The organism is Actinospineispora eucalypti (assembly GCF_039543365.1).
In the GTDB taxonomy this organism is placed as follows: Bacteria; Actinomycetota; Actinomycetes; order Mycobacteriales; family Pseudonocardiaceae; genus Pseudonocardia; species Pseudonocardia eucalypti.
This window is the reverse complement of sequence record NZ_BAABJP010000039.1, coordinates 118,365-143,545: the sequence shown is the minus strand read 5'-3', so window position 1 is coordinate 143,545 and position 25,181 is coordinate 118,365. Positions and strand designations below refer to the sequence as shown.

General features: G+C 72.9%; 23 protein-coding genes. 7 read left to right on the top strand and 16 right to left on the bottom strand.

All coding sequences use genetic code 11. The features are described from left to right. Positions 1-30: 30 nt before the first annotated feature. Positions 31-882, top strand: coding sequence for an alpha/beta hydrolase (locus ABEB12_RS30460; RefSeq protein ID WP_345703292.1), 852 nt, complete (start codon positions 31-33; stop codon positions 880-882). A gap of 101 nt (positions 883-983) precedes the next feature. Here ABEB12_RS30460 and ABEB12_RS30455 read toward each other — a convergent pair whose 3' ends face one another. The 5 genes from ABEB12_RS30455 to ABEB12_RS30435 form a co-directional block, all read right to left on the bottom strand. After that, complete coding sequence (locus ABEB12_RS30455; protein WP_185065361.1) at positions 984-1,778, bottom strand: hypothetical protein; 795 nt, start codon at positions 1,776-1,778, stop codon at positions 984-986. Next, the gene (locus ABEB12_RS30450) at positions 1,768-2,703 is read right to left on the bottom strand and encodes an RluA family pseudouridine synthase (RefSeq protein WP_185065360.1); all 936 of its coding nucleotides are present in this window, start codon (positions 2,701-2,703) and stop codon (positions 1,768-1,770) included. Before ABEB12_RS30450 ends, ABEB12_RS30455 begins: the two co-directional genes overlap by 11 nt. Next, positions 2,696-3,349 (bottom strand): signal peptidase II, encoded by a 654-nt coding sequence (lspA, locus tag ABEB12_RS30445; RefSeq protein ID WP_185065359.1) that lies wholly within the window; start codon positions 3,347-3,349, stop codon positions 2,696-2,698. The genes ABEB12_RS30450 and lspA overlap by 8 nt, the downstream gene beginning before the upstream one ends. Before the next feature lie 94 nt (positions 3,350-3,443). Further along, the gene (locus ABEB12_RS30440) at positions 3,444-4,913 is read right to left on the bottom strand and encodes a potassium/proton antiporter (RefSeq protein WP_185066146.1); all 1,470 of its coding nucleotides are present in this window, start codon (positions 4,911-4,913) and stop codon (positions 3,444-3,446) included. A gap of 99 nt (positions 4,914-5,012) precedes the next feature. Next, positions 5,013-5,585: a TetR family transcriptional regulator gene (locus ABEB12_RS30435; RefSeq protein ID WP_185065358.1), complete on the bottom strand. Its 573-nt coding sequence runs from the start codon at positions 5,583-5,585 to the stop codon at positions 5,013-5,015. A 53-nt stretch (positions 5,586-5,638) separates the two neighbouring features. Here ABEB12_RS30435 and ABEB12_RS30430 point away from each other — a divergent pair, with 53 nt between their 5' ends. Continuing rightward, positions 5,639-6,139: an SRPBCC family protein gene (locus tag ABEB12_RS30430; RefSeq protein ID WP_185065357.1), complete on the top strand. Its 501-nt coding sequence runs from the start codon at positions 5,639-5,641 to the stop codon at positions 6,137-6,139. On the opposite strand, the gene ABEB12_RS30425 is transcribed toward ABEB12_RS30430, so the two are convergent. The 5 genes from ABEB12_RS30425 to ABEB12_RS30405 form a co-directional block, all read right to left on the bottom strand. Then, positions 6,136-6,897, bottom strand: a complete 762-nt coding sequence (locus ABEB12_RS30425; RefSeq protein WP_185065356.1) for a class I SAM-dependent methyltransferase — start codon at positions 6,895-6,897, stop codon at positions 6,136-6,138. The two genes, ABEB12_RS30430 and ABEB12_RS30425, sit on opposite strands and share 4 nt — an antisense overlap. 64 nt (positions 6,898-6,961) lie before the next feature. Continuing rightward, complete coding sequence (locus tag ABEB12_RS30420; protein WP_185065355.1) at positions 6,962-7,711, bottom strand: SRPBCC domain-containing protein; 750 nt, start codon at positions 7,709-7,711, stop codon at positions 6,962-6,964. Positions 7,712-7,713: 2 nt separating this feature from the next. After that, complete coding sequence (locus ABEB12_RS30415) at positions 7,714-8,304, bottom strand: helix-turn-helix domain-containing protein (protein WP_185066145.1); 591 nt, start codon at positions 8,302-8,304, stop codon at positions 7,714-7,716. Positions 8,305-8,366: 62 nt separating this feature from the next. Next, the gene (locus ABEB12_RS30410; protein ID WP_185065354.1) at positions 8,367-9,125 is read right to left on the bottom strand and encodes a methyltransferase domain-containing protein; all 759 of its coding nucleotides are present in this window, start codon (positions 9,123-9,125) and stop codon (positions 8,367-8,369) included. Continuing rightward, entirely contained in the window at positions 9,122-12,268 is a 3,147-nt protein-coding gene (locus ABEB12_RS30405; protein WP_185065353.1) for a BTAD domain-containing putative transcriptional regulator, read from the bottom strand. The genes ABEB12_RS30410 and ABEB12_RS30405 overlap by 4 nt, the downstream gene beginning before the upstream one ends. Before the next feature lie 114 nt (positions 12,269-12,382). Here ABEB12_RS30405 and ABEB12_RS30400 point away from each other — a divergent pair, with 114 nt between their 5' ends. Further along, the gene (locus ABEB12_RS30400; protein WP_185065352.1) at positions 12,383-13,249 is read left to right on the top strand and encodes an imine reductase family protein; all 867 of its coding nucleotides are present in this window, start codon (positions 12,383-12,385) and stop codon (positions 13,247-13,249) included. Positions 13,250-13,472: 223 nt separating this feature from the next. Here the strand turns inward: ABEB12_RS30400 and ABEB12_RS30395 are convergent, their stop codons facing one another. Further along, positions 13,473-13,733: a hypothetical protein gene (locus ABEB12_RS30395; protein WP_185065351.1), complete on the bottom strand. Its 261-nt coding sequence runs from the start codon at positions 13,731-13,733 to the stop codon at positions 13,473-13,475. A 288-nt stretch (positions 13,734-14,021) separates the two neighbouring features. On the opposite strand from ABEB12_RS30395, the gene ABEB12_RS30390 reads away from it, so the two are divergent. The 3 genes from ABEB12_RS30390 to ABEB12_RS30385 are packed head-to-tail and all read left to right on the top strand — an operon-like array spanning position 14,022 to position 17,224. Further along, positions 14,022-15,230 (top strand): helix-turn-helix domain-containing protein, encoded by a 1,209-nt coding sequence (locus ABEB12_RS30390; RefSeq protein ID WP_185065350.1) that lies wholly within the window; start codon positions 14,022-14,024, stop codon positions 15,228-15,230. Continuing rightward, positions 15,227-15,883, top strand: a complete 657-nt coding sequence (locus ABEB12_RS42270) for a 2'-5' RNA ligase family protein (RefSeq protein ID WP_425572287.1) — start codon at positions 15,227-15,229, stop codon at positions 15,881-15,883. The genes ABEB12_RS30390 and ABEB12_RS42270 overlap by 4 nt, the downstream gene beginning before the upstream one ends. Before the next feature lie 33 nt (positions 15,884-15,916). After that, entirely contained in the window at positions 15,917-17,224 is a 1,308-nt protein-coding gene (locus tag ABEB12_RS30385; protein ID WP_345703272.1) for an NAD(P)/FAD-dependent oxidoreductase, read from the top strand. Here the strand turns inward: ABEB12_RS30385 and ABEB12_RS30380 are convergent, their stop codons facing one another. From ABEB12_RS30380 to ABEB12_RS30370, 3 genes are all read right to left on the bottom strand, one after another. After that, a complete protein-coding gene (locus tag ABEB12_RS30380) occupies positions 17,225-18,469 on the bottom strand; it encodes a helix-turn-helix domain-containing protein (RefSeq protein ID WP_185065348.1) in 1,245 nt (414 codons plus the stop codon). It lies immediately after the preceding gene. Continuing rightward, the gene (locus ABEB12_RS30375; RefSeq protein ID WP_185065347.1) at positions 18,453-19,778 is read right to left on the bottom strand and encodes an MFS transporter; all 1,326 of its coding nucleotides are present in this window, start codon (positions 19,776-19,778) and stop codon (positions 18,453-18,455) included. The genes ABEB12_RS30380 and ABEB12_RS30375 overlap by 17 nt, the downstream gene beginning before the upstream one ends. 114 nt (positions 19,779-19,892) lie before the next feature. Then, entirely contained in the window at positions 19,893-20,867 is a 975-nt protein-coding gene (locus ABEB12_RS30370; protein ID WP_185065346.1) for a helix-turn-helix domain-containing protein, read from the bottom strand. Positions 20,868-20,938: 71 nt separating this feature from the next. Between ABEB12_RS30370 and ABEB12_RS30365 the strand changes: the two genes are divergently transcribed. Continuing rightward, positions 20,939-21,367: a VOC family protein gene (locus tag ABEB12_RS30365; protein ID WP_185065345.1), complete on the top strand. Its 429-nt coding sequence runs from the start codon at positions 20,939-20,941 to the stop codon at positions 21,365-21,367. Between the two features lie 3 nt (positions 21,368-21,370). On the opposite strand, the gene ABEB12_RS30360 is transcribed toward ABEB12_RS30365, so the two are convergent. Together ABEB12_RS30360 and ileS are read right to left on the bottom strand one after the other, a co-directional pair. Further along, complete coding sequence (locus ABEB12_RS30360; RefSeq protein WP_185065344.1) at positions 21,371-21,649, bottom strand: DUF167 family protein; 279 nt, start codon at positions 21,647-21,649, stop codon at positions 21,371-21,373. 110 nt (positions 21,650-21,759) lie between these two features. Further along, entirely contained in the window at positions 21,760-24,918 is a 3,159-nt protein-coding gene (gene ileS, locus ABEB12_RS30355; protein ID WP_185065343.1) for an isoleucine--tRNA ligase, read from the bottom strand. Positions 24,919-25,181 lie beyond the last annotated feature (263 nt).

Genomic DNA, 25,181 nt, shown 5'->3' with positions numbered 1-25,181 from the left:
GTAGTCTCCATAGCGTCCGCGATCGTGAAGATGGTCGCGCTGTTCGCCACCGCCCTGCTCGGGCTGCTGTTCATGCCGGTCGCCCAGGCGGCGCCGGCCCGCCCGGGTCCGGCGGCGTCACCGGCCCCGCCCCGGTGGGCCAGCCAGCGGGTGATGGAGCTGGACCCGACGGGTTCCGGCCGTGCGGTGGTCGCGCTCGGCGACCCTTCGCGCGCCCGGCACATCGCCGTCATCGTGCCGGGGGTGGGCATCAACCTCGGCACCTTCGACGAACCCGGGCGGCCCGAGCGGCGACCGTTCGGCATGGCGCAGGCGGTGCGGGGGCTGGCCCCGGACACCGCGGTCATCGCCTGGCTGGGCTACCGGCCGCCGTCCCGGCTGAACCTGGACGCGGTCGGCGGCGACCGGGCACGCCAGGGCGCGGCCGCGCTGCGCGCCTTCGTCGGCCGGTTGCGCGCGCGGGCGGTGCCCGGCGCCACCATCGGCGTGATCTGCCACAGCTACGGCACCACGGTGTGCGGACTGGCCGCGGCCGGGCTGCCGGTGGACGATCTCGCGCTCCTGGCCAGCCCGGGGGTGCGCGCCGACCACGTCGCCGACCTGCACACCCGGGCCCGGGTGTGGGCCGGCACCGCCGAGGACGACTGGATCCGCTGGGTGCCGCACATCCGGATCGGCGACTGGGGCCACGGCCCCGACCCGGCCGAGCGCGAGTTCGGCGCGCGCCCGCTGCCCACGGCCGGCGTACGCGGGCACGACGGCTACTTCGCCCCGGACAGCGTCACGCTGCGCGCGTTGGCCGCCATCGCCGCCGGCCGCTTCGGCACCGCTCCGCGCCCCATCGGCCCGGCCAACCGCCCCTCCCTCCTGGCCGCCCCCTGACCGCCCCGGTCGGTTGCGTTCAGCGGTGGCTACGTACGGTGACGGCCGCGCCTTCCCTCATGCCATGGTGACCATGAAACGCGACCGATCCGGGACCGCCGTCAGCCCCCGGGGACCGGACCGTCGTCGGGGACGGGGGCGGCTGTGTTGGTTTGTTCGGGGAGGAGCGGCGCGAGGGCTACGGCGGTGACGGGGGTGTCGGCGGGGGCGGCGTCCACGGCACGCACGCCGGGGCGGGCGGCCACGGTCTCCAGGGCGGTCCGGTCCCCCACCACCAGCACGGCCAGCACGCAGCGGCAGGGCGCCGAGGCGTCCAGCGCGCCGGCCTCGTAGCGGGCCACCTCGGCCGACCGGCCGGTCAGCCGGCGCGCGGCCGACTCGGCCTCCCGAGCCGCCGCCGCCTGGCCCAGCGCCAGTCGGCGCGCCTCGGCGGCGGCCGGGTCGGGCAGGTCCACCGGGGACAGCGGCTGGAAGCGCAGCGCGGTCTGCACCCGGGGCAGGGGCACCCGGAACACCGCGCTGGCCAGCCGCGCACCGGCGACCAGCCGGGACACCGACGGCGCGTCCAGGGACTCGGCGAACTGGACCAGGGCCGGCACCTCCGGGCCACCGGGCGGGGGCAGCCGCGCCGGCAACCCGGCCAGGTAAGCGCTTACGGACTGGCCCGGTTCGGGCCCCAACCGGACCGCGTCGGTGGAGCGTGCCGGCCGGTCCGGGCCGATCAGGCCGCGCAGCGGGCCGTCCCGCAGGAACCCCAGCAGGGCCAGGCCGAGCAGCCCGGTGACCGCGACCAACGCCACCCACCGGGCCACCCGCGCCACTCGCGCCAACCGGGGCGACCGGGCCGGCTGGGGCGGCCGGGGCGGCCGCGACCAACGGGGCCGGTCAGCCGGCATCCGCCCGCAACTGGTCCAGCGCGTGCTGCAGGTCCGCCGGATACTCGCTGGTGAACTCCACCCCGCGCCCGTCCGCCGGGTGCGCGAACCCGAGCTGGCGGGCATGCAGCCACTGCCGGGTCAGGCCCAGCCGGGCGGCCAGCGCGGGGTCGGCGCCGTAGGTGGTGTCTCCGACGCAGGGGTGGCGCAGCGCCGACATGTGCACCCGGATCTGATGGGTGCGGCCCGTCTCCAGGGTGATGTCCAACAGGCTGGCCGCCGGGAACGCCTCGAGCAGGTCGTAGTGGGTCACGCTGGGCTTGCCGCCGGCCACCACCGCGAACCGCCAGTCGCTGCGGGGGTGCCGGTCGATGGGCGCGTCGATGGTGCCGCGCGACGGGTCCGGGTGCCCCTGCACCACGGCGTGGTAGCGCTTGGTCACGGTGCGCTCCTTGAACGCGGCCTTCAGCGCGCGGTACGCGGGCTCGGACTTGGCCAGCACCATCACGCCGGTGGTGCCCGCGTCCAGCCGGTGCACCACACCCTGTCGTTCGGCGGGGCCGGAGCTGGCCAGGCTCACGCCGAGGGCGGCCACACCGCCGGTCACCGTCGGGCCGGTCCAGCCGTGGCTGGGATGCGCGGCCACGCCCAGCGGCTTGTCCACCACGACGATGTCGTCGTCCTCGTACAGCCGTTTGAGCCCGGCCACCGGCTCGGCCGGCGCGGGCGGTGGCGCCGCCTTCGGCGCGGGCAGCGTGACCTCCAGCCAGCTGCCCGCGACCAGCCGGTCGGACTTGCCGAGCGGCCTTCCACCGGACAGCACCTGGCCGTCCTCGGCCAGGTCGGCCACCACGCCCCGGGAGAGCCCGAGCATCCGGGAGAGGCCGGCGTCCACCCGCATACCGTCCAGCCCCTCGGGCACCGGCACGGTCCGCGTGTCACTCATCCTCGGCCCGCCCGTGCCGGGTTCCGTCCAGCTCCCGGCCGAACAACGCCAGCAGCACCAGCAGCACGCCACCCAGGCAGATCGCCGAGTCGGCCGCGTTGAACACCGGCCAGACCCGCCCGTCCGGCGCGAACAGCGAGACGAAGTCCACCACCCAGCCGCGCAGCACCCCCGGGTACCGGAACATCCGGTCCCCCAGGTTGCCCAGCGCACCGCCGAGCACCAGGCCGAGCGCCACCGCCCAGCCCCGCGAGCGCAGCCGCCCCGCCGCCCGGATGATCGCCACCACCACGCCGACCGCGATCAGGGTGAGCAGCCAGGTCATCCCGGTGGCCATGCCGAACGCCGCGCCGGGGTTGCGCACCAGCTGCAGGTAGACCAGGCCGTCCAGGATCGGCATCGGCTCGCGCCACTCCAGCTCGCGCACCGCGATGATCTTCGTGACCAGGTCGACGGCCAGCACGCTCAGCGCGATGGCCGCCAGCAGGAGCACCCGCCGGGGCCGCGCCGGAGATTCCTCCGGATCGGTCTCGTCGTAGCCGGTGTCCCACACGGACGGCAGGGTCAGGCTAGAGCGTCCGGCGGGCGAGGGGTCCGGCTCGCGGCGCCCAGGCAGATGCCTCGCGGCGTTGTCCTCCTCGCCCATAGCTTCGCTATGAACTCGTCGTCCGCCTTGCGATTCATCCACCTGGACCCCGCTCCCTGATCGAACCCCTCGCCCGCCGGATGCTCCCCATTGTCTAGGACCGGCCGGACTCGCCGCGCCACCGGGCCAGCCGGCCGGCCCGGTCCACCGCGCGAATGCGCTGCTCGGTGCGTTCCCGGGCCGACGTCGTGCTCACCACCAGCAGCTGGTCCCGCTCCTTCAGCCGGGTGTCCGGGACCGGGGTGAACCCCTGGCCGTCCCGGACGACCAGGCTCACCGAGGCACCCGTCGGCAGCCGCAGCTCGCGCAGGTAGACGCCGTGCAGCTTGGACCCGAGCGGGATGCGCACCTGCAGCAGGTCGGCCGACAGCTCGTCCAGCGGGGCCGCGTCCACCTCCACCTCGGTCGGCTCGGTGGACCGGGCCACGCCGAGCAGCCGGGCCACCCAGGGCAGCGTGGTGCCCTGCAGCAGGGTGAGCAGCACGACCAGCACGAACACCACGTCCACCAGCAGTCCCGCGTCCACGCTGGCCGGGGCATGGGTGAACGCGATGAGCGCGAGCACGATGGGCACCGCGCCGCGCAGCCCGGACCAGGAAAGGAACGCCTGCTCCCGCCAGGGCACCCGGAACGGCAGCGCGGACGCCAGCACGGACAGCGGGCGGGCGAGCAGCAGCAGCACGGCGGCCGCGATCAGCGCGGGCAACAGGGCACGGCCCAGCGCGGCGGGCGAGGCGTAGAGACCCAACAGCACGAACAACCCGATCTGGGCCAGCCACCCGGTGCCCTCCGCGAACGACCGCACCGCCGCCCGGTGCGGCAGGTTGACGTTGCCCAGCACCAGTGCGGCGGCGTAGGTGGCGAGCAACCCGGAGGCATGGACCGACTGTCCGGCGGCGTAACCCAGCACGCACACCGCCAACGTGGCCAGCGGATAGAGGCCGGTGGCCGGCAGGGCGGCCCGGCGCAGTGCCCACGCGCCGCCGAAGCCGAAGGCCAGCCCGATCAGCCCGCCGGCGGCCAGCTCGTACACCACCAGTGCCGGGCTCCACCAGGTCAGCGGGTCCGGCGAGGCGAGCATCAGGACCGCGATCACCACCGGGGCGTCGTTCAGCCCGGACTCCAGCTCCAGCGCCCCGGAGAGCCGCCGCCGCACGCCCACCCCGCGCAGCACGCTGAACACCGCCGCCGCATCGGTGGAGGAGAGCACCGCGCCCCACAGGAACGCGGTGCGCCACTCCAACCCGAGCAGCAGGTGCAGTGCGAAGCCGGTGACCCCGATGCTCACCGCGACCGCCACGGTGGACAGCGCGACGCCGATGCCCAGCGCCGGCCGCACCTGGGCCCACCGGGTGGTCAGGCCGCCCTCGGCCAGGATCAGCACCAGCGCGGCCAACCCCAGCGACTCGGTGAGCGCCGCGTTCTCGAACTGCACGCCCAGGACCGACTCGCCCAGCAGCACCCCGATGCCGAGGTACAGCAGCAGCGAGGGCAGGCCGACCCGGACGGAGGCGCGCACGGCCACGACGCCGAGCAACACCACCGCGGCACCGATGCCGAGCATGAGCTCCAGGGAGTTGCTCAATCGCACCCCCTCGGATCATCGGCCGTAGTGCTATTTCACCGCGGTGCGAATCTCAGCCCGACACCAGGTCGGTACCGCCTACTCCGAAGTGGCGGTCAGCACGGCCAGCACGGAGTCCAGGTAGGCCGCCCGGGCCGGACCGTCGCCGGGCAGGGAGTCCGGGTCGGTGCGGGTGAGCTGGGCGTGCCCGAGGTAGGTGGTGTAGGCCTGCAGGGCACGCCGGTCGGCCTCCGGCTCCGGATGGCCCAGCTCGACGAACAGCGAGGTCAGGTAGCTCAGCCGGCGCCGGGTGACCCGCCTCAGCACCGGCCCGACCTCCGGGTGGTCGGCCGAGGCGAGCAGGGCCAGCTCAGCGGCGAACTGGCCGCCCGGACCGAGCGCCACCCGCAGCAGCTCGCCCAACCGGTCGGCGGCGTCGTCCACCCGTGCGATCACCGCCTCGGTGTTCTCCCGCTCCCACCGCGCGACGGTCGCCGAGATCAGGTCGTCGCGGCTCTTGAAGTGCCAGTAGCCGCTGCCCTTGGTCGCGCCGAGGCGGGCCGCGATCGGTTCGATGGCCACCGCCGAGAGCCCGCCGGCGGCCAGCGCGCGCAGCGCCTCGGCGGTCCAGTCGTCCCGGGACAGCCGACGGGAACCAGGTGTGCTCGGCATTTGCCGTACGGTAGCGTACGGTCATACCGTACGGTTACGTATGGAGGCGTGCCATGCAGATCGAGAACGTGCACCGGCGCGAGTTCCGCGCCACCGAGGCCCAGCTGGGCGAACTGCTGGACCGGATGGCCGGGCCGGACGACCCGCTCTGGCCGAGCCGCTGGCCGCCGATGCGGTTCGACCGGCCGCTCGCGGTCGGCGCGGACGGCGGTCATGGCCCGATCCGCTACTCGGTGGTGGAGTACCAGCCGGGCCGGCGGCTGGTGTGCCGGTTCAACCGGCCGACCCCGCTGGACGGCAGCCACTGGTTGGAAGTGCTGCCCGGGTCGCGGCCGGGCACCGCGGCACTCCGGCACGTGATCAGCGGCCGGCCCCTCGGCCTCGGCAACCTGGCCTGGCCGCTGGCGATCCGCTGGCTGCACGACTGCGTGCTGGAGGAACTGCTGGACAACGCCGGCCGGGCGGTCGGCGACCCTCCGGCGCGCCCGGCGCGCTGGTCCCCCTGGGTACGGTTCTGCCGGCGGGTGATAGCGGTACCGGGCATCGCCGCCTAGGCGGGCCCTCCGAGGTACTCGGACTCCAGCACCAGGTCGGGCAGCAGCCGCTGGTACTCCACGTGCGCGGCGTGCTCCACCGTCCGCCACCAGCGCCCCTGGTTGGCCCGCATGAACGCCCGGTAGCCCGGCGCCCCGGGGATCCGCACGTTGTCCGCGACCACCACCGAACCGGGGTGCAGCCAGCCCTGCGCGAGGATTCGCCGCAGGTCCGGCAGGTACTCGTTCTTGGCGTGGTCGATCAGCACGAAGTCCAGCCCGCCCGGGCCGAACGCGTGGCGTTCCCGCAGCTTGCGCAGGGTGCCGCCACCGTCCCCGAGCGCGCCGACCACCGCGGTCACCTGCCCGGACAGGCCGGCGTGTTCCCAGATCCGGCGGGCCACGTCGGCGTTCGCCGGGTTGGGCTCCACCGACCACAGGTGCGCCCCGGCCGGCATGGACCGGGCGATGCGCATCGCGCTGTACCCGCAGTAGGTGCCCAGCTCGAGCAGCCGGGTGGGCCGCGCCCGGCCCACCGCCCGCTCCAGGATGGCGCCCTTCTCCGCGCCGATGTTGATCAGGAACCGGTTGGGCCGGGCGGCGAACTGGTCGACCGCCGCGATGGCGGCATCCGGGTCACCGGGTGCCGCCACCGCCAGCACGTGTTCGACCAGCTCCTCCTCGCGCCCGTCGCCCATCCGGCCGTGCCGCATGCGCTTGAGCCGCAACAGCATGGCCACCAGCTCCCAGTGCGGAAACTTCCGGCCGGTGACACCCATGACCGCTACCTCCACACCGTCCGGCGACGCGTAGAGGCTCTACGGTAGGAGCACTACATAACGATCACGTGTACAGATCGGCCAACCACGCGGTCCAGTCCCGGTCCAGCGTGGCGCGGTCCAGGTCGTCCCGGAAGATGTGGTGGCCGATCGCCACCGGCATGCCCATCCGGGCCATGCCGTGGAACCGGTAGAGCCCGTCCCCGGTGCGCACCCCGAGGAACTCGTCCTCCCGGTAGTCGACCACGCCGTCCAGCACCGGAAGACCGGCCGGGGTCAGCCGTACCGCCTGCCCGACCTCGACCGGGCCGGCCAGCCCGAGCCCGGCCAGGAGGGTCGGCCACCGGCCCGGCTCCGCCGACGCGGCCGGCCCGTTCGCGTTCACGAAGACGACCGGTCGCCCGGCGAAGTGGGTCACGTACTCCCGCAGGGTGTGCAGGTACATGTCCCAGCCATGGGCCAGGCCCGCCTCGAAGTCCTCGCTCCAGTCGTCGCCGAGGAAGCCGCTGTGCACGAACCGGAGCACGGTGCCCGCGCCGTCCCGGCCCTCGATCAGGTACTCCATCGCGTGCACCGTGCCGTCCTCGGCGGTCTCCCCCCGGTAGGCCAGCCGCTTGTGCGGCTCCCACGCGGTGATGTCCGCCGAGGTCTCGTACCCCTCCACGGTGAGCCGGACCGTGCCGCCCTCCCCCGGCTCCACCTCGTGCGGCATGAACCACGCGGTGATACCCGGGCCGGTGGCGATCGCCTGCCAGACCTCCTCCGGGCTCGCTTCGACCTCGATCTCCTTGCGGATCTCGTACTCTCTGCCCACGTTCAGCTCTCCCTGGTGAGTTTGGTGCCGGCGGCCGGATGGACGGCCAGCAGCACTCGATGGTCTCGACCGTGCTCCGCGTGGTACTTGCCGATCAGCGACGTCACCGCGCCGGCCAGCTCCTCGGCGAACGCCGCCCGGTCGGCGGCCGAGGCGAACCGCACCTCGCCGTCCACCGCGAACGTGGGCAGCCGCTTGCCCGCGCGCGCCGCCCCGGCGATCAGCTCCCCCAGCTCCCGGACCATCCGGGCGGCCAGGGCGAGCAGCCACCGGGCGGACAGCTGGTCCGGCGAGCGCCCGGGGTCCGGCTGCACCCGGCCGAGCGCGGCCGGCGAGATCACGTACGACGCCGCGGTGGCGCGCAGGACCCGCTCGGTCACGTTGCCCTTGCGGCGCTCCTCGACCAGCTCGACCAGCCCGTGCCGCTCCAGCGCTCGCAGGTGGTAGTTCAGCTTCTGCCGGGGCAGGCCGAGCCTGGCGGCCAGCATGCTGGCCGACGCGGGCACCGACAGTTCCGCGAGCAGCCTGGTCCGCACCGGGTCCAGCGACACCCCGGCCGCCGCCGGGTCCTCGATCACCGCCACTTCGAGCACGGCGGCCAGCGTGCCACCGACAATTTTTCTTGTCAAGAAATCCAGAGTTGTCGGCGGAGGCGCTACCAGGTGATCGTCACCGTGACGCGGGGCCGGGGCGGGATCTCGGCCAGCGCCGCCGCCACCTCGTCCACCCGATCGGCCGGCAGGCACAGCCGGCGCGCCACCCACACCGGGTCCTCGGGCAGCCGGGCCGGCCGCTCCCAGCGGGTCACCCTCGGGCTGATGCCCAGCTCCTCGAGCACGGCGACCGCGTCGTCGGCGGTGGCCGGCGCCGGCCGGCGCAGGCCGTGGAAGCGCACCCACAGGGGGTCCAGCCAGGCCATCGGGTGCTGGCCGGTCAGCTCCACGACCACGCCCCGGCGGGCCGCCCCGGTCAGCGCGCGCAGGAACGGCGGGAAGTCCACCGTGTTGTACCCGACGTGATGGCACAGCACCGCGTCGGCGGGGCCCGCCTCGGCGGCGGCTTCGGGCCACCCGCCCAGCACGGTGCGGTGCTCCAGACCCCGGGCGGCGCAGTCGGCGGCGAACACCTCCAGCATGCCCGGGTTGTGGTCCACCCCCACCAGCAGCTTCGCCCGGTCCGCGACCGCCAGCGAGGCGCTGCCGCCACCGCAGCCGACGTCCAGCACCTCACCGCGACCGCCGTCCAGCAGCGCCAGCGCCGCGTCCCGGGACGGGGTGTCGTGCGGCTCGGCCGGCGCGGTGAAGTGCTTCGGGTCGTGCTTCCAGGGGCTCTCCGGCACCAGCGCCAGGATCTCCGGCGGGATCCCCCGCGCCTCCTGCATCTCTCGCCACCGGTCGGCGGCCGTGCTGCTCATCCGCCGACGGTAACGCCGATCAACGCCTGCGCCTCGGCCAGGCCCAGCGTCCGGCCGGCCCGGTGGCCGGCGGCAAAGCGGGCCGGCCCGAGCGTCTCGCGGGCCCGGCCGGTGATCCGGTCCACGTCACCGCGCTCGGCCACCGGCAGCGGCGCGCCGGCTCCCTCCCGGGCCGCCTCGGCGGCGCCGAGCAGCGTGGCCGCGCGCTCCGCCCCGCCGGGCTGGCCGGGCTCCAGCGCGGCCACCCCGGCCAGGCCCTCCAGCGCCAGCGCCACCGCCCTCGGGTCGCCCCCTCGGCGCGCGCTGTCCAGGCCGGCCAGGTGCAGCCGGCGGGCGCCCTCCCCGTCGCCCCCCTGCTCGGCCAGGAAGCCCAGCTCGGCCAGGATCAGCGCGTTGCCCGGTTCGAACTCCACCCGGCTGTGCCACTCCCGCACCCGCTCCAGGTGCCGCCGTGCCTCCGCGAACCGCCCGCGCCGGCGGGCGATCAGCGCCAGCCCGGTCTCCGCGTACATCCGGCCGGGCACGAACCCGTGCCGGCCGGCCACCTCGATCGCCTCCCGGTGCAGCTTCTCCGCCCGCTCCGGCTCCCCGCGCAGCAGCGCGATGCGGCCCAGCCAGCACAGCTGGTAGGCGACGTCCGGCCACAGCCCGAGCTGCTCGGCCAGCCGCAGGCAGTCGGCGTGCACGCGGCCGGCCTCCGGGTAGTCGCCGGCCACCTCGGCCAGCGAACCCAGCACGGAACGCGCCTGCAACTGGCCCCAGCGGTCGCCCAGCTCGGCGAACTCCCGGTCGGCCCGCTCGGCGTCCCGCCTCGCCCCGGCCAGGGCGCCCCGGGTGATCGCCCGGTGCGAGCGGTCGGCCAGCACCGCCGCCACGCCCCACCGGTCCCCCAGCCGCTCGAACTCGGCCAGCAGCTCGTCCAGCGCCGTGTCCCCGGCGGCCACCTCGCCCAGCGTGTTGCGCGCGCTGAGCAGGAACCGGCGCGCCGCCGCCCGTTCGGCCGGGTCCTCGATCTCCCGCCACGGCGCCCCCTCGGACCGCGCGGCCGGGTCGCCGAGCACGGCGAACCCGGCCCGCCAGGTACGGGCCCGGGCCCGCGCGCCGGCCGAGCCGCCCGGCGCCTCCAGCACCGTGTGCAGGGCCCGCTCGGCCTCCCCCAGCCGCCCGCGCAGGAACCAGTACCAGACCAGGGCATCGACCAGCTGGAATGCCAGATCGCCTCTCCCGGCGGTGTCGAGCGCCCGGCGCAGGTTGGCCCGCTCCGCGTCCAGCCGGGCCAGCCACTCCCGCTGCGCCGGCCCGCGCAGCTCACGGTCGCCTCGTCGGGCCAGGTTCAGGTAGTGCTCCAGATGACGCCCGCGCGCTTTTTCCTGCTCGCCGGCCTCGACCAGCCGCTCCAGGCCGTAGGCGGCCACCGACTCGAGCAGGCGGTACCGGTGCGCGCCGGTCGCCGGGTCCATCGCCGCCACGACCAGTGAACGGTCCACCAGTTGGACCAGGAGGCCCAGTACCTCGCCGGCCGACACCTCGCCACCCGCGCACACCCGCTCGGCGGCCTCCAGCGTGCACCCGCCCTGGTGCACCGCCAGCCGGCGCAGCACGGCCCGCTGGGCCGGGGTGAGCAGCCGCCAACTCCAGTCGATCACCGCGCGCAGCGTCCGCTGCCGGTCGGGCCGGTCGCGGGCGCCGTCGGTGAGCAGCCCGAACCGGTCGTCCAGCCGGTTCAGCAGCTCGGGCAACCCGAGCGCACGAACCCGGGCGGCGGCCAGCTCGATGGCCAGAGGCACCCCGTCCAGCCGCGCGCAGATGGCCGTGACCGTGCGCGCCTGCGCCGCGCCGGCGACCCACCCCGGATCCGCCGCCGACGCACGCGCGGCGAACAGCTCCGCCGCGTCCCCGGGCGCCAGCGCGGGCACCGGGAACACCCGCTCGCCGGTGAGCCGCAGCGGCTCCCGGCTGGTCACCAGCACCCTCGGTTCACCCAGCGCACCGACCAACGCCGCCAGCTCGGCGGCCGCGTCTATGACGTGCTCACAGTTGTCCAGCACCAGCAGCGCGCGCTGGTCGGCGAGGCAGCCGGCGACCCGGTCCAGCGACCCCCCACACGCGGTGTCGCGTAGCCCCAGGGTGGCCGCCACCGCCATGCCCAGCGCCTCGACCGTCTCGCCCGCACCCAGCTCGGCCAGCTCGACCAGCCAGATGCCGTCCGGGAACCGGTCGGCCAGCCCGCGCGCGGCGGCCACCGCGAGGGTGGTCTTGCCCACCCCGCCGGGACCGGTGAGCGTGACCACCCGGTGTTCGGCCAACAGGCCCCGCACCTGCTCGATCTCCCCGGCCCGGCCGATCGGCTCGGTGAGGGGCGCCGGCAACCGGACCGGACCGGCGCCCGGCGCGGCCAGTGCCGGGTCGCGCACCAGGATGGCCTGGCGCAGCGCGGCCAGCTCGGGACCGGGGTCCAGGCCGTGCGCCTCGGCGAGATCGGCGCGCAGGCGGTCCAGCACGTCCAGGGCCTCGGCCTGGCGGCCGGCCCGGTACAGCGCGGTGGCCCTGGCCGCGCCCAGCCGTTCCCGCGTCGGGTGGCGGGCGGCCAGCTGGTCCAGCTCGGCGACCAGCTGGTGGTGCTGGCCGAGAGCCAGCCGGGCTTCGGCCCGGTCCTCCTCGGCGGCCAGCCGTTCCGCGTCCAGCCGGCGGGCCGCGTCCACGGCGAACGGCGCGTCCGCGAACTCCGCCAGCGCCGGGCCGCGCCACAGCGCCAGCGCGTCGGTCAGCAGCCCGACCCGGGCGGCCGGCTCCGGCTCCGCTCCGGCCCGGGCCAGCAGCGCGCGGAACCGCCCGGTGTCCACGTCGTCCGCGCCGACGGCCAGCGCGTACCCGCCCGGGCCCAGGGTGACCAGCCCCCGCGCCCCCGGCTCGGCCGCCTCCAGCACCCGGCGCAGCTGGGACACCTTGGTCTGGAGCGTGTTGGTCGGGTTGCCGGGCTGCTCGTCCGGCCACACGTCGGCCACCAGCCGGTGGACCGGGACGGGCCGGCCGGCGGGCACCAACAGCGCCGCCAGCAGCGCGCGCACCTTCGGCTCCCCCACGGCCACCCCACGCCCGTCCGACGTGGTCACCTCGAGCGGTCCGAGCAGGGCAAATCGCACCTCACCACGTTAACCGCCCGGCCCGACAGTTCTCCGTGCGCGAAGCGTGCGCGGGCCGTGCGCGCGGGTCGGCAGCCTGATGCCACCGAACCGAAACCGGAGGAGCGAACCGAGATGAACGAACCGGTCACCCTGATCGGCCTGGGCCCGATGGGCCAGGCCATGGTCCGGGCACTGCTGCGCGGCGGCCACCAGGTCACCGTGTGGAACCGCACCGCCAGCCGGGCGGACGGCGTGGTGGCCGACGGCGCCACCCGCGCGGCCACCCCGGCGGAGGCGGTCGCGGCCAGCGAACTGATCATCCTCAGCCTCACGGACTACGCCGCGATGTACCAGATCCTGGACACCGACGGGGTCCGGCTGACCGGGAAGACCCTGGTCAACCTGAGCTCGGACACCCCGGAGGTGACCCGGGAGGCGGCCGCCTGGGTGGCCGAGCGGGGCGGCCGGTTCGTCTCCGGCGGGGTGATGGTGCCGGAGAACATGGTCGGCGTCGACGGGGCGTACGTGTTCTACAGCGGGCCGGAGGAGGACTTCCGCCGGCACGAGGCGGCGCTGCGGCGCATCGGCCGCACCGACTACGTCGGCGCCGACGTCGGCCGTGCGCAGCTGTTCTACCTCGCCCAGCTGGACATCTTCCTCACCACGCTGTCCGCCTACCTGCACGCCACCGCGCTGCTCGCCTCGGCCGGGGTGACCGCGCGGGAGTTCCTGCCCTGGGCGAAGGACAACTTCGACACGGTCTCCTCGTACCTGGACGTCTCCTCGGCGGAGATCGACGCCGGCGACTACCCCGGCGACCAGGCCACCAACCAGATGATGGGCGCCACCGCGCTGCACATCCTGCAGGCCAGCCGCGCGGCGGGCATCGACTCGGCGCTGCCCGAGGCGGTCAAGTCGCACTACGACCGGGCGGCGGCCGCCGGCCGGGGCAAGGAGGGCTGGACCGCACTGATCGACTTCATGAAGAAACCGGCATAGGACGTGTTACGCCGCCGATTTGCGTGGTTGCCGCTGGTTTGGGTTGACCGACGGCGTGGACGGCGCGACCTGGCCGGCCTGCCTCGACGTCGACGTCAATCTGGTTCGATCATGCGACTGACCAGACTGATGTCGACGTCGAGGAACACTTCCCGGCCCAACTTTGACTGTGTCCCCATCGACGTTACGGGGTGTGACCGACGGTGGGGATCGTGCGCCGCGTTCACTTCACTGCCCGATTCGGCGGCCAGCCGTTCGCCAGGACCGCCCGGTCGTCCGAGATCCACGGGACAGCCTGCCGCCTACCGCTCACGAACAACGCGACCGCCGTCCGGTGCCCCTGCTGGTCGAGCACGTACTTCGTTATGGCCGCGCCGAGTACGCCAGGATCGGTGCTGAGATCCTCCGCGTACTGCTCGGCCTTCCGCAACGTCGAGCACAGCAAGGCCGTCGCGGCAATCTCTTCGGAGCGGATGGCGTGCACCCCGAACACCTCACTCCCCATACCTCACCCACCGACCGCTGGTAGTCAGCGCCCACACCTGCGACTCCTTCCGAGATGCCTCGCGGGGTGATGCGCCCCGGCCGGTGCGCCGAATCAGAATCGCATCGCGAGAAGCCGCCTACCAGGGCACGAAACCCAGCAACTCACCCATCGCGAAACCCATCACGGAATCCGTGCAGCTGACCCAAGTCGATAACCAGGCCAGGTACCGTTGGTAGGCTTTGACCAGGTGTTTCTGCCTAGGGAGCCTTCACCCGGAGGAGGGAGATGGCGCGTCCACGACGTCCCAAGCTTGAGCCACGCCTTGCGGCGTTTCGCAAACGTGCGGGACTCACCCAGGAACAAGTGGCGGAGCACATAGGTGTTTCCGCCGACATGGTGCGTAAGCACGAACGTGGAATCAACCAGCCCATTCTGCTTTACCGTCAACGATACGTCGATTTATACGGTGTGAGCGAAACTGACCTCGGTCTGGTTCTCAGGTTGCCGATGAGGAGCGACTCGACGGGAGCTTCGCTGGATGAAATCGACCAGATCTTCCTTGAGCTGAAGGAATCCGGTACGCGCGACGAAGTGATCCGGCAACTAGATCGGGCCACTCACTCCGCCGCCGAGGCGCATACCCAGGCTCCCGCTTCTCAGCTTTTGAGCGAAGTGCTTCGACTCCATAGCCGAGTGCGAAGCTTAGCCGAGGGGAAGCAGCGTCTCGGTCAACGTCGCGAAATATTCCGAATCCAGTCAGCCCTCTTGGCCCACGCCTGCCTCCTCCTTGGCGATCTCAGGCAAAACGACACCGCCGAAAAATTCGGCGTTGCGGCGTTGGGCCTCGCCCAGGAAGCCGGGGTGAATCCGGCTATGGCATTTACCGCACTGGCAAAGACTCTTCGTTGGGCCGATCGTTTCGTCGAATCAGCGGACATGGCCCAGCAAGGTTTCCGGTGCAGCCCCTCAACGCCAGTACGAACTCAGCTGGCGAGCCAGGAGGCCAACGCGGCAGCACTCCTGGGCGACGCCCCAAGGGCCAGGGAAGCGCTGCGACGCGCAGAGGAGGCCGCCAGCTCGGCCGCGCCGGACAGCGGACGATCCGCGTGGTCGTTCCCCGTTGCACGACAGGCGGTGTTCACGCTCTCGGTTGCCACCCATACCGGCGATCCCGACACGGCACTCCACGCTGCCGCCATTGCTGACGAAGGTTGGGCGGGTGGCCAACCCATGGTGTCAGCGAACTGGGCACAGATCCGCGTCGGCGCAGGCATCGCACACGTGCTGAGAGGATCACTGGATGAAGCGGTAAGCGAGGTAACCCCTGTCTTTTCGTTGCCATCGGAACGTCGGGTCGCCACGGTTACCGCCTATATGGAAAATCTAGACCGGCAACTCCGGCACTCCAAAGTGGTCGACGGTAGGTCAGCAATTGAACTTCGCCGAGAGATCCGAGAGTTCAACCTGGCTGCACTGGCCGAGGACCCAGCATGAGCCCTCTGCCTTCTCATATGCGCGACAGGTGGCTAAATCGCACCGAACCAGGGGCGCGTGCAGGCACCATCTATTGGCACGTACTCATGCGCACATATCCAGGGGCACAGAAAGCCGCACTTAATGCACAACGAATCCTTTCCGGTTTTCCAGGGTTCCACATGACACCACATGAGTGGTTGCACATGACCACTCTCACTGTGGGGTCCACCGAAGAAGTCTCGCGGCAACAGATGATTCAAATGCTAGAAGGCGCTCAACAAATTCTCTCACACGTCGAGCCTATACCGGTAAAACTCGGAAAGATCCTGTACCACCCCGAAGCGGTAATGTTGGCGGTCCATCCAGCAGGTGCATTAAAACCTATTCTCAATGCAGCTCAAAAAGTCACTCTCACCGTCACCGGACGCCCCGGCCTAATCGACGGATCTCACGAATGGACGCCCCATATGACTGTCTCGTACAGCACGGCGTCACAATCGGCCGACCCGATAATCGCGGCTCTCGGTAAGACTGTCGGCGAGTACCACGTCGTCGTTGATGCCTTGACGCTCGTCGTCCAGTGGGGCGCGGAGAGACTCTGGGACTGGGAACCTGTAGGTACCGCAACCCTCGGGAGTCCGCGGCCGTCATGCCGGCCGAAACCGGCGTAGCGCTGATCGGCCGGGGTGGGCATCGGATGTCGGATGCCGGCCCCGGCCCGGTGGGCGATGCTGGGTGGCATGAACGCGGACGCGGTGGTCATCGGCGCGGGGGTCATGGGCGCGGCGATCGCGCTGGAGCTGGCCCGCACCGGACGCCGGGTGACCGTGGTCGACCGGGGCGGCGTGGGGCACGGCTCCACCAGCGCGTCCAGTGCGGTGATCCGGTTCAACTTCTCCACCTGGGCCGGCGTGGCCTCGTCCTGGGAGGCGGTGCACCACTGGCGGTCCTGGGCGGACTACCTGGGCGCGCCCGCCCACGAGCCGCTGGCCCGGTTCGAGCGCACCGGGATGGTGATGCTGGACGTCTCGCGGGCGCCCCGCGAGCTGTTCCGCCCGCTGTTCGACCGCGCGGGCGTGCCGTACCAGGAGTGGGACGCGGACACGCTGGCCGAGCGGGTACCCGGCCTCGACCCCGGGCGGTTCTGGCCACCGGCCCGGCTGACCGACGCCCGGTTCTGGGCCGAGCCGGCGGGCCGGCTCGGCGCGGTGTACACGCCGGACGCGGGGTACGTGACCGACCCGGCGCTGGCCGCGCGCAACCTGGCCGACGCCGCCGGACGCCACGGCGCCCGGTTCCTGCTCGGCACGGCGGTGACCGGGGTGGACCGGACACCCGAACGAGCCGAAGGGGTACGCCTGGCCGACGGCACCCGGCTGGCCGCGCCGGTCGTGGTGAACGCGGCCGGGCCGTGGTCGGGGCGGGTCAACGCGCTGGCCGGGGTGGGCGCCGAGTTCACCATCGGGCTGCGGCCGATGCGCCAGGAGGTGCACCACGTGCCCGCACCACCCGGCGGGCTCGGGCCGTGCCTCGCCGACCTGGACCTCGGCACCTACCTGCGGCCCGACACGGACGGCGGTCTACTGGTCGGCGGCACCGAGCCGGAGTGCGACCCGATGCAGTGGCTGGACGACCCCGGCCAGGCCCACCCCCACCCCACCGCCGAGCTGTTCGAGGCGCAGGTGACCCGGGCGGCCCGGCGGTTCCCCGACCTGGGCGTGCCGAACCGGCCGCGCGGCGTGGTCGGCGTCTACGACGTGGCCGACGACTGGACCCCGGTCTACGACCGCACCGACCTGCCCGGCTTCTACGTGGCCGTCGGGACCAGCGGCAACCAGTTCAAGAACGCCCCGGTGGTCGGCCAGTTCCTGGCCGCGATCATCGACACTCCGGCACACGACGAGAAGGCGGCCCGGTTCGTCGGCCCGCACACCGGACTGGAGATCGACCTGTCCGCGTACTCGCGCAAGCGCGCGGTGAACCAGGGCAGCTCGGGCACCGTGATGGGCTGATCACGCCATCCCGGTGAACCCGGCCAGCTTCAGCGCCAGGTGCAGGGTCAGCCGGTCCAGGCCGCTGTCCAGCCGCAGGCCGGTGATCGCCTCCACCCGGCGCAAACGGTGGTAGAGCGTGGTGCGGTGGATGTGCAGCGCGGCCGAGGTGGCGGCCACGTCGCCCGCCCGGTCCAGGAACTCCTCCACCGTGGCGGCCAGCGCGGAGTGGTCGGTGAGCAGCTCGCGCACCCCGGGCAGCGGCAGCTCCCGGGCCAGCTCCTCGGCATCGAGCCGCAGCAGCAGCGCGAACGGCCCCAGCGACGACCAGCTCGCCACCCGACCGAACATGGGCAGGTGGCGGGCCGCGCGCACCGCCACGCCGGCCTCCCGGTGGCCGGCGAGGACCGCGTCCCCACCCTGGTGGCTGGCGCTCACCCCGATCACGCAGTCCCGCCCGCCGGTCAGCTCACCGAACCGTTCCCGGAGCCGCCGAGCGGGCGAAAGCAACTCCGCCTCCCCGATCGGCCGGCCGCCGAACAGCGCCACCACCGCACGGTGCCGCCGGGCCAGAACCAGGGTCGACCGGGGCGGGCGGGACCGGCGCAGCTCGGCGACCGCCGCCTCCAGCGCCGCCGACACGGCCTCCGGCACGTCCTCCGGTACTTCCTCCGGTACGTCCGAGGGATCGCCGTCCAGCTCGACCACCAGCAGCGCGGCGTGGCGGGTGTCCGCGAGCAGCCGGGTGTCCCGGATCTCGTCGGCGGCGCTCCGGCGGTCCTCCGGCTCCGGGGAGAGCAGCAGCCGCAGGGCTGACTCCTCGTGGGAGCGCTCCCGCTCGTCCAGCAACATCCGCCGGTACAGCGCGATCCCCACCGCGTCGGCCGCCTCGCCGGCCGCGCGCAGCTCCTCCTCGCTGGTCCCGCCGTCCGGGTCGAGCAGCCACAGATAGCCCAGGTGCATGCCGTTGCAGCGGACCGGGGCGCAGATCCGGGGCCGCATGCCCAGCTCGGGGTTCTCCGGCAGCCGGCCCGGCACGGTCCAACCGGCCACGCCCTGGCGGTTGATCCAGCGCACGATGGTGGCCGGCACCCGCCGGTCCAGCACCGAGCGGACCCGGACGGCGTCCTCGTCACCGAAGTGCCGGCTGGCCGCGATCAGCCGGATCGCCGGGTCGTCCACCGCGACCGAGCGCCCCAGCCGGGCGGCCAGGGCGTCCACGATCGGTTGCACTTCCTCGCCGTGCACGTCACCCCCGGCCGGCATCCCCCAGGGTCAGCATCCTGGTCTCCGGTGCCCACGCCGCCGAGGCGAGCAGCCCGAGCAGCAGTACCCCGGCGGCGATCAACGTGGTCGAATGTACCCCGAGACCGGCCACCGCCAGGGGCAACAGGAAGGTGCCGATCGCCGCGCCGATCCGGCTGAACGCGGTCACCACGCCGACCCCGGAGGCCCGCACCCCGGTGGGGAACAGCTCGCTCGGGTACACCAGCGCCAGCGACTGCGCCGCCGAGACGACGAACGCGAAGGAACCGAACAGCGCGACCACCGCCAGCGGCGGCGCACCGGTCCACAGCCCGAGCACGGCGGTCACGGCGGCCAGCAGCCCGAACGACCACAGCACGAACGGCCGCCGGTTCACCCGGTTCACCAGCACCATCCCCACCACCGCACCGGCCAGCAGGAACACGTTGACCAGCACCGACTGGGCCAGGTCGCCCTCGATCCGCAGCGCCGCCAGCACATCGGGCAGGAACGTGAAGAGGGCGAAGTACGGCACCACCTGGCAGAACCAGAACAGCCCGCCGAAGATCACCCGCCGGCGCAGCCCCGCGCGGAACAGCGACCGGTAGTCCGCGCGCTCCTCCGCGTCGGCCACCAGGTCGGCCGGGGTGGCATGCGGGTCCACGTGGGTGCGCAGCACCCGCAGCGCCTCCTCCGCCCGGCCCTGGCGGACCAGCCAGCGCGGCGACTCCGGGGTGCCCAGCCGGAGCAGCGCAACCACCAGCGCGGGCAGCGCACTGCTGGCCAGCATCCACCGCCACGCGTCCGACCCCAACCCGCTGAGCAGGTAACCCACGCCGAAGGAGGCGACGTAGCCCACCGTCCACACCACGTTCAGGCTGGACATCATCCAGCCCCGGTGCCGGCGCGGGGCGAACTCGGCGAGCAGCGTCGGGGAGATCGCATAGTCGGCACCGATCGCCACGCCGAGCAGCAGCCGCAGGGCGAACAGCCAGGCCACGTCGGTGACCAGTGCCTGGGCCAGCGAGCCGACCACGAAGATCAGCAGGTCGGCCAGGTACATGGTCTGCCGGCCGACCCGGTCGGTGAGCCAGCCGAACGCGATGCTGCCCAGGAACAGCCCGATCAGCGCGGACGCCCCGATCAGGCCCGACCACAGCGCACTCACCTCGTGCTGGCGCCCGTACGCGGCCAGCGCCGGCGCCACGATGCCCAGCATGTAGCCGTCGCAGAACATCCCGCCCGCGCTGTACGCGGTCACCTTCAGGTGGAAGCGGGAGAACCCCGCCTCGTCGATGGCGGATCCACTCGACGTCCCCGTTGCCCGCATACCGGCTCCCTCGCCGTCGCCAACCCACCCCCATGGTGGCGGCGCCGCGGTGGCGCGAAACAGCTCCCGATGACGAACGTGCTGGCCCCACGGCGCAACGGACGATGCGGACGGTCAGCGCCAGGCCGGCCGGGCGGACCGGAGGTCCGCGATCGCCATCCCCTGGCGGCGGACCAACCCGCGCAGAGTTGCCCCGTTCAGATAGCCCACCCGGGCGGCCACCGCGTCCACGGTCAGCGTGGTGTCGCGCAGCAACCCGGCGGCCTGCTCCAGCCGGATCGCGTTCACGAAGTCCCTCGGCGCCATGCCCAGCTCGGCGGCGGTGGCCCGCTGCAGCGTTCGCTCGGTGACGCCGAGGTCGCGGGCCGCCGCCGAGATCCGGAACGAGTCGGCCAGGTGGTCGCGTACCCACCGGTCGAAGGCCACCACCAGCGGGTCTCCCCGGGCGATCACCTCGGGCAGCAGAAAGTTCAGCTGCGAGACGCGGTTGCCGATCAGCATGTAGCGGGCCACCAGGTCGGCCAGCGCCGGGCTGCGCGCATTGACCAGGGACAGCGCCAGGTCCAGGTGGGACAGCACGGCGCCGGCGGTGGTGACCCGGCCGCTGCGGCACAGCGTCTGGTCGATCCGCAGCTCGACCCCCGGATACCGGCGCCGGAACGCCGGACCCAGCCACCAGCTGGTGGTCGCCGTGCCGCCGTCCAGCACGCCCGACTCGGCCAGGAAGAAGGTCGCCGTGCACGCGGCGGCGAGGTACATGCCGTTGCCCGCCTCGGCGGCGATCAGCTCGAGCGCCGCCCGGTGCTTGGGCGAGCTGACCAGCTCGACCAGCGCGTCCGCCGCCACCACGTTCACCGCCGGCACCAGCAGCAGGTCGAAATGACCCTCGAGCTCGGTCACCGGGGTGGCCGGCACGATGCAGCCCGACCCGGTGAGCGCGCTGTCCCCGATGGCCACGGTTCGTACGTGCCAGGGGCGCGGCGGGCACTCCAGCTCGGCGCGCAGCGAGTTCGCCGTGTTCAGCACCTCGCGGACGGCGGCCAGCCCGAAGTCAGCCACCCCGTCCACCACGAACACGCCGACGTCCATGTCGGGAACAGTACCAAACGTGTCGGATGCGACGCTGGGAGCGCGCCGCTTTCCTCCGTACGGTCATCCGCATGATCGCGACAACGGGACTGCACCACGTGCGGCTGACGGTGACCGACCTGACCCGGTCACGCGCCTTCTACCGGGATGTACTGGGCTTCGAGATCGCCGCCGAGTCCCCCGGCGATCCCGCCGACCCGGCCGTCCGGAGCGACCCGGCACAGCTCTACGGCGGCGTGGTGTTCCAGACCAACGGCATGCTGTTCGGCCTGCGGCCGGTGGCCGCCCCCGGCGACCGGTTCGACTCCGAACGGGTCGGGCTGGACCACCTGAGCTTCACCGTGCCGTCGGTGGACGACCTGCGGGACGCCCAGAAGCGGCTCGGCGCGGCCGGGGTCGAACACGGCGAGATCATCGAACTGGCCGCGTTCGGCATCGCCATCCTGTCGTTCAGCGACCCGGACGGCGTGCACCTCGAGCTGACCGCCCCGCTGCCCTAGTGGTCATGACGCGAGCAACAGCTCCAGACGAGTGCGCAGGGCCTCGGGGTCTCCGTCCAGCTCGACGACCTTGTCCCGGCCCCGGTGCCCGGACACGATGGCGACGTCGGACCGGCGCAACTCGAAGGCGCCGGCCAGCGAGCCGACCACGGCGTCGTTGGCCCGACCGTCCACCGCGCGGGCCCGCACGCTGACCAGCAGCGCGCCGCCACGCGGTCCGTCCCAGCGCCCGCCGACCCTGTCGGCCTTGGCGCCGGGACGGACCCGCACCGCGATCTTCACCCGCCGTACCCCGATCCCCGACTCGCCGTACCCCGATCCCCGACTCGCCGTACCCGAATCCCCGACTCGCCGTACCTGGATCCCCGACTCGCCGGTGGGTGGGGTGGGGGTCAGGCTCGGGTTAGGTGGATGAGGACTTGGGCGCCGTCGGTGACGGTGCCGGCCAAGGTGGGGGTGGTGACCGGGGCGTGGGTGACCTCGTTGGCCAGGACCTCGGCGGCCAGGTAGGCCTGGTGTGTGCGGACCGCCTCCACGACCTCGGGTGGGGCGTCCAGGGTCAGAGTGATCCGGTCGGACACGTCCAGCCCGGCGTCCCGGCGGGCCTGCTGCACCAGCCGGACCACGTCCTTGGCCAGGCCCTCGGCGGCCAGCTCCGGAGTGACCCGGGTGTCCAGCACCACCAGGCCGGTGTTGCCGGGCAGCGCCGCCGTCTCGGCCGGGTCGGCGGCCACCAGGCGCTCGCTGAACTCGCCGGGCAGCAGCTCGATGCCGCCGGCCAACACGGTGCCGTCGGCCTCCTGCGACCACTCCCCCGCCTTCACCGCGCGGATCACCTTCTGCGTGTCGCCCCCCAGCCGGGGACCGCAGACCCGGGCGTTCACGGTGAGCTCGAACCGGCCGTAGCGGGCCACGTCGGTGGACAGCGCCACGTCCTTCACGTTCACCTCGTCGGCCAGGATGTCGGTGAACGGCTCCAGCACCGCCACGTCGGTGGCCGCCACCGTCAGGCTGGCCAGCGGCAGGCGCACCCGCAGCTTGCGCGCCTTGCGCAGGGACAGCGCCGCCGACGCCACCTGGCGCACCCGGTCCATCCCGGCCACCAGCTCGGCGTCGTGCGGCAGCTCACCCGGCGCGGGCCAGTCGGTCAGGTGCACCGAACGCTCGCCGGTGAGCCCCCGCCAGATCTCCTCGGTGGTCAGCGGCAGCAGCGGCGCCGCCACCCGGCAGGTCACCTCGAGCACCGTGTGCAGGGTGTCGATGGCGTCCTGGTCACCGGCCCAGAACCGCTCGCGGGAGCGGCGGACGTACCAGTTGGTGAGCACCTCGGCGTGGTCGCGCACCGCCTGGCAGGCGTCCGCGATGGCGTACCGGTCCTGCACACCGGTCACCGCGTCCACCAGCTCGGCGGTCTTGGCCAGCACGTACCGGTCCAGCACGTGCGTGGAGTCGGTGCGCCACCGCCCGGTGACACCGGCCGCGTTGGCGTACAGCGCGAGGAAGTACCAGGTGTTCCACAGCGGCAGGATGGCCTGCCGGACCCCCTCCCGGATGCCCTGCTCGGTGACCATCAGGTTGCCGCCGCGCAGCACGGGCGAGGCCATCAGGAACCAGCGCATGGCGTCGCTGCCGTCCCGGTCGAACACCTCGTTGACGTCCGGGTAGTTACCCTTGGACTTGGACATCTTCAGCCCGTCGTCCCCGAGCACGATGCCGTGCGCGATGCACGAGTCGAACGCCGGCCGGTCGAACAGCGCGGTGGCCAGCACGTGCAGCGTGTAGAACCAGCCTCGGGTCTGCCCGTTGTACTCGACGATGAAGTCGCCCGGGTAGTGGTGCTCGAACCAGTCCGCGTTCTCGAACGGGTAGTGCACCTGGGCAAACGGCATCGAGCCGGACTCGAACCAGCAGTCCAGCACCTCGGGCACCCGGCGCATGGTGGACCCGCCGGTGGGGTCGTCCGGGTTCGGCCTGGTCAGCTCGTCGATGGCCGGCCGGTGCAGGTCGGTCGGCCGCACGCCGAAGTCGCGCTCCAGCTCGTCCAGCGAGCCGTACACGTCCGTCCTCGGGTACCGGGGGTCGTCGGACACCCAGACCGGGATCGGGCTGCCCCAGAACCGGTTGCGGGAGATGTTCCAGTCCCGCGCGCCCTCCAGCCACTTGCCGAACTGGCCGTCCCGCACGTGCTCGGGCACCCAGGTGATCTGCTTGTTCAGCTCCACCATCCGGTCCCGGAACTCGGTGACCCGGACGAACCAGGCGTCCACCGCGCGCTGGATCAGCGGGTTCCCGCAGCGCCAGCAGTGCGGGTACGGATGGTCGTAGGTCTCGTGGCGCAGCAGGGTGCCCAGGACGTACGGCTGGGTCCCGGCGCGCAGGTCCCGGATGATCTGCTGGTTGGCGTCGAACACCAGCTCCCCGGCGTAGGGCGGCACCTCCTCGGTGAACTCGCCCTTGGCGTCCACCGGCACCACGACCTCGATGCCGGCGGCGTCGGTGACCACCTTGTCCTCCTCACCGAAGGCCGGCGCGATGTGCACCGCCCCGGTGCCGTCCTCGGTGGTCACGTAGTCGGCGGCGAGGATCTGGTGGGCGTTCTCCCTACCCAGGAAGAAGTCGAACGGCGGGGTGTAGGACAGTCCGAGCAGCTCGGAACCCTTGAACCGGCGGACCAGGATCGGGTCGTCGCCCAGCTCGCGGGCGTACGCGGCCACCCGGGCCTCGGCCAGCAGGTAACGGTCTCCGGCCTCGGTCTCCACCAGCGCGTAGTCCACGTCCGGGTGCACCGCCACGGCCAGGTTGGACGGCAGCGTCCACGGCGTGGTGGTCCACACCAGGATCCGCGCCCCGTCCAGCTCACCGCCCGGTGCGGTGAGCTTCAACCCGACGGTGACCGCCGGGTCCTGCCGGTCGGTGTAGACGTCGTCCATCTTGGTCTCGGTGGCGGCCAGCGGGGTCTCGCAGCGCCAGCAGTACCAGAGCACCCGGAACCCGGAGTAGACCAGGCCCTTGTCCCACAGCCGCTTGAACGCCCACATGACGCTCTCCATGTAGGGCAGGTCGAGCGTCTTGTAGTCGTTGTCGAAGTCCACCCAGCGGGCCTGCCGGGTGACGTAGTCCCGCCACTCCTGCGTGTAGCGCAGCACCGAGGCGCGGCAGGCGTCGTTGAACGCCGCGACGCCCATCTCCTCGATCTCGGACTTGTGCTTGATGCCCAGCTGGTGCTCGGTCTCCACCTCGGCGGGCAGGCCGTGGGTATCCCAGCCGAAGCGGCGCTCCACGTGCTTGCCGCGCATGGTCTGGTAGCGCGGCACCACGTCCTTCACGTAACCGGTGAGCAGGTGCCCGTAGTGCGGCAGGCCGTTGGCGAACGGCGGTCCGTCGTAGAAGACGAACTCGTTGGAGCCGTTCTCCCCGGCCGGGCGGGCGTCGACGGACGCCGGGAAGGTCTTGTCCCGCTCCCAGTAGGACAGGACCTTGCGCTCGAGCTCGGGAAAGGACGGCTGGGCCGGGACTCCCGAGCCGGTCAGGTCGACCCTGGGGTAAGCCATCTCGCGGTGCTCCTCGTGCAGCGTTGGTCATCCTCCGCACGGGGACGAACCAGGGCGCCTGCCCCGGCCGCGGTACCACCCCGCTTGCCGCCGGCGATGCCGGCGACCACTCATTGGTGCCTCGGCGGTGACGGGCCGAACCCGTCCGGTTCTACTGAGGCCCCGAGGGCCCGTTCTTCCGGAAGCTCCCCGGTGATGGCCGGATCAACGCCTGGTAGTCACAGGATACCGCCGCCCGCCAACCAGGTTCCGGGCGGCGGTGC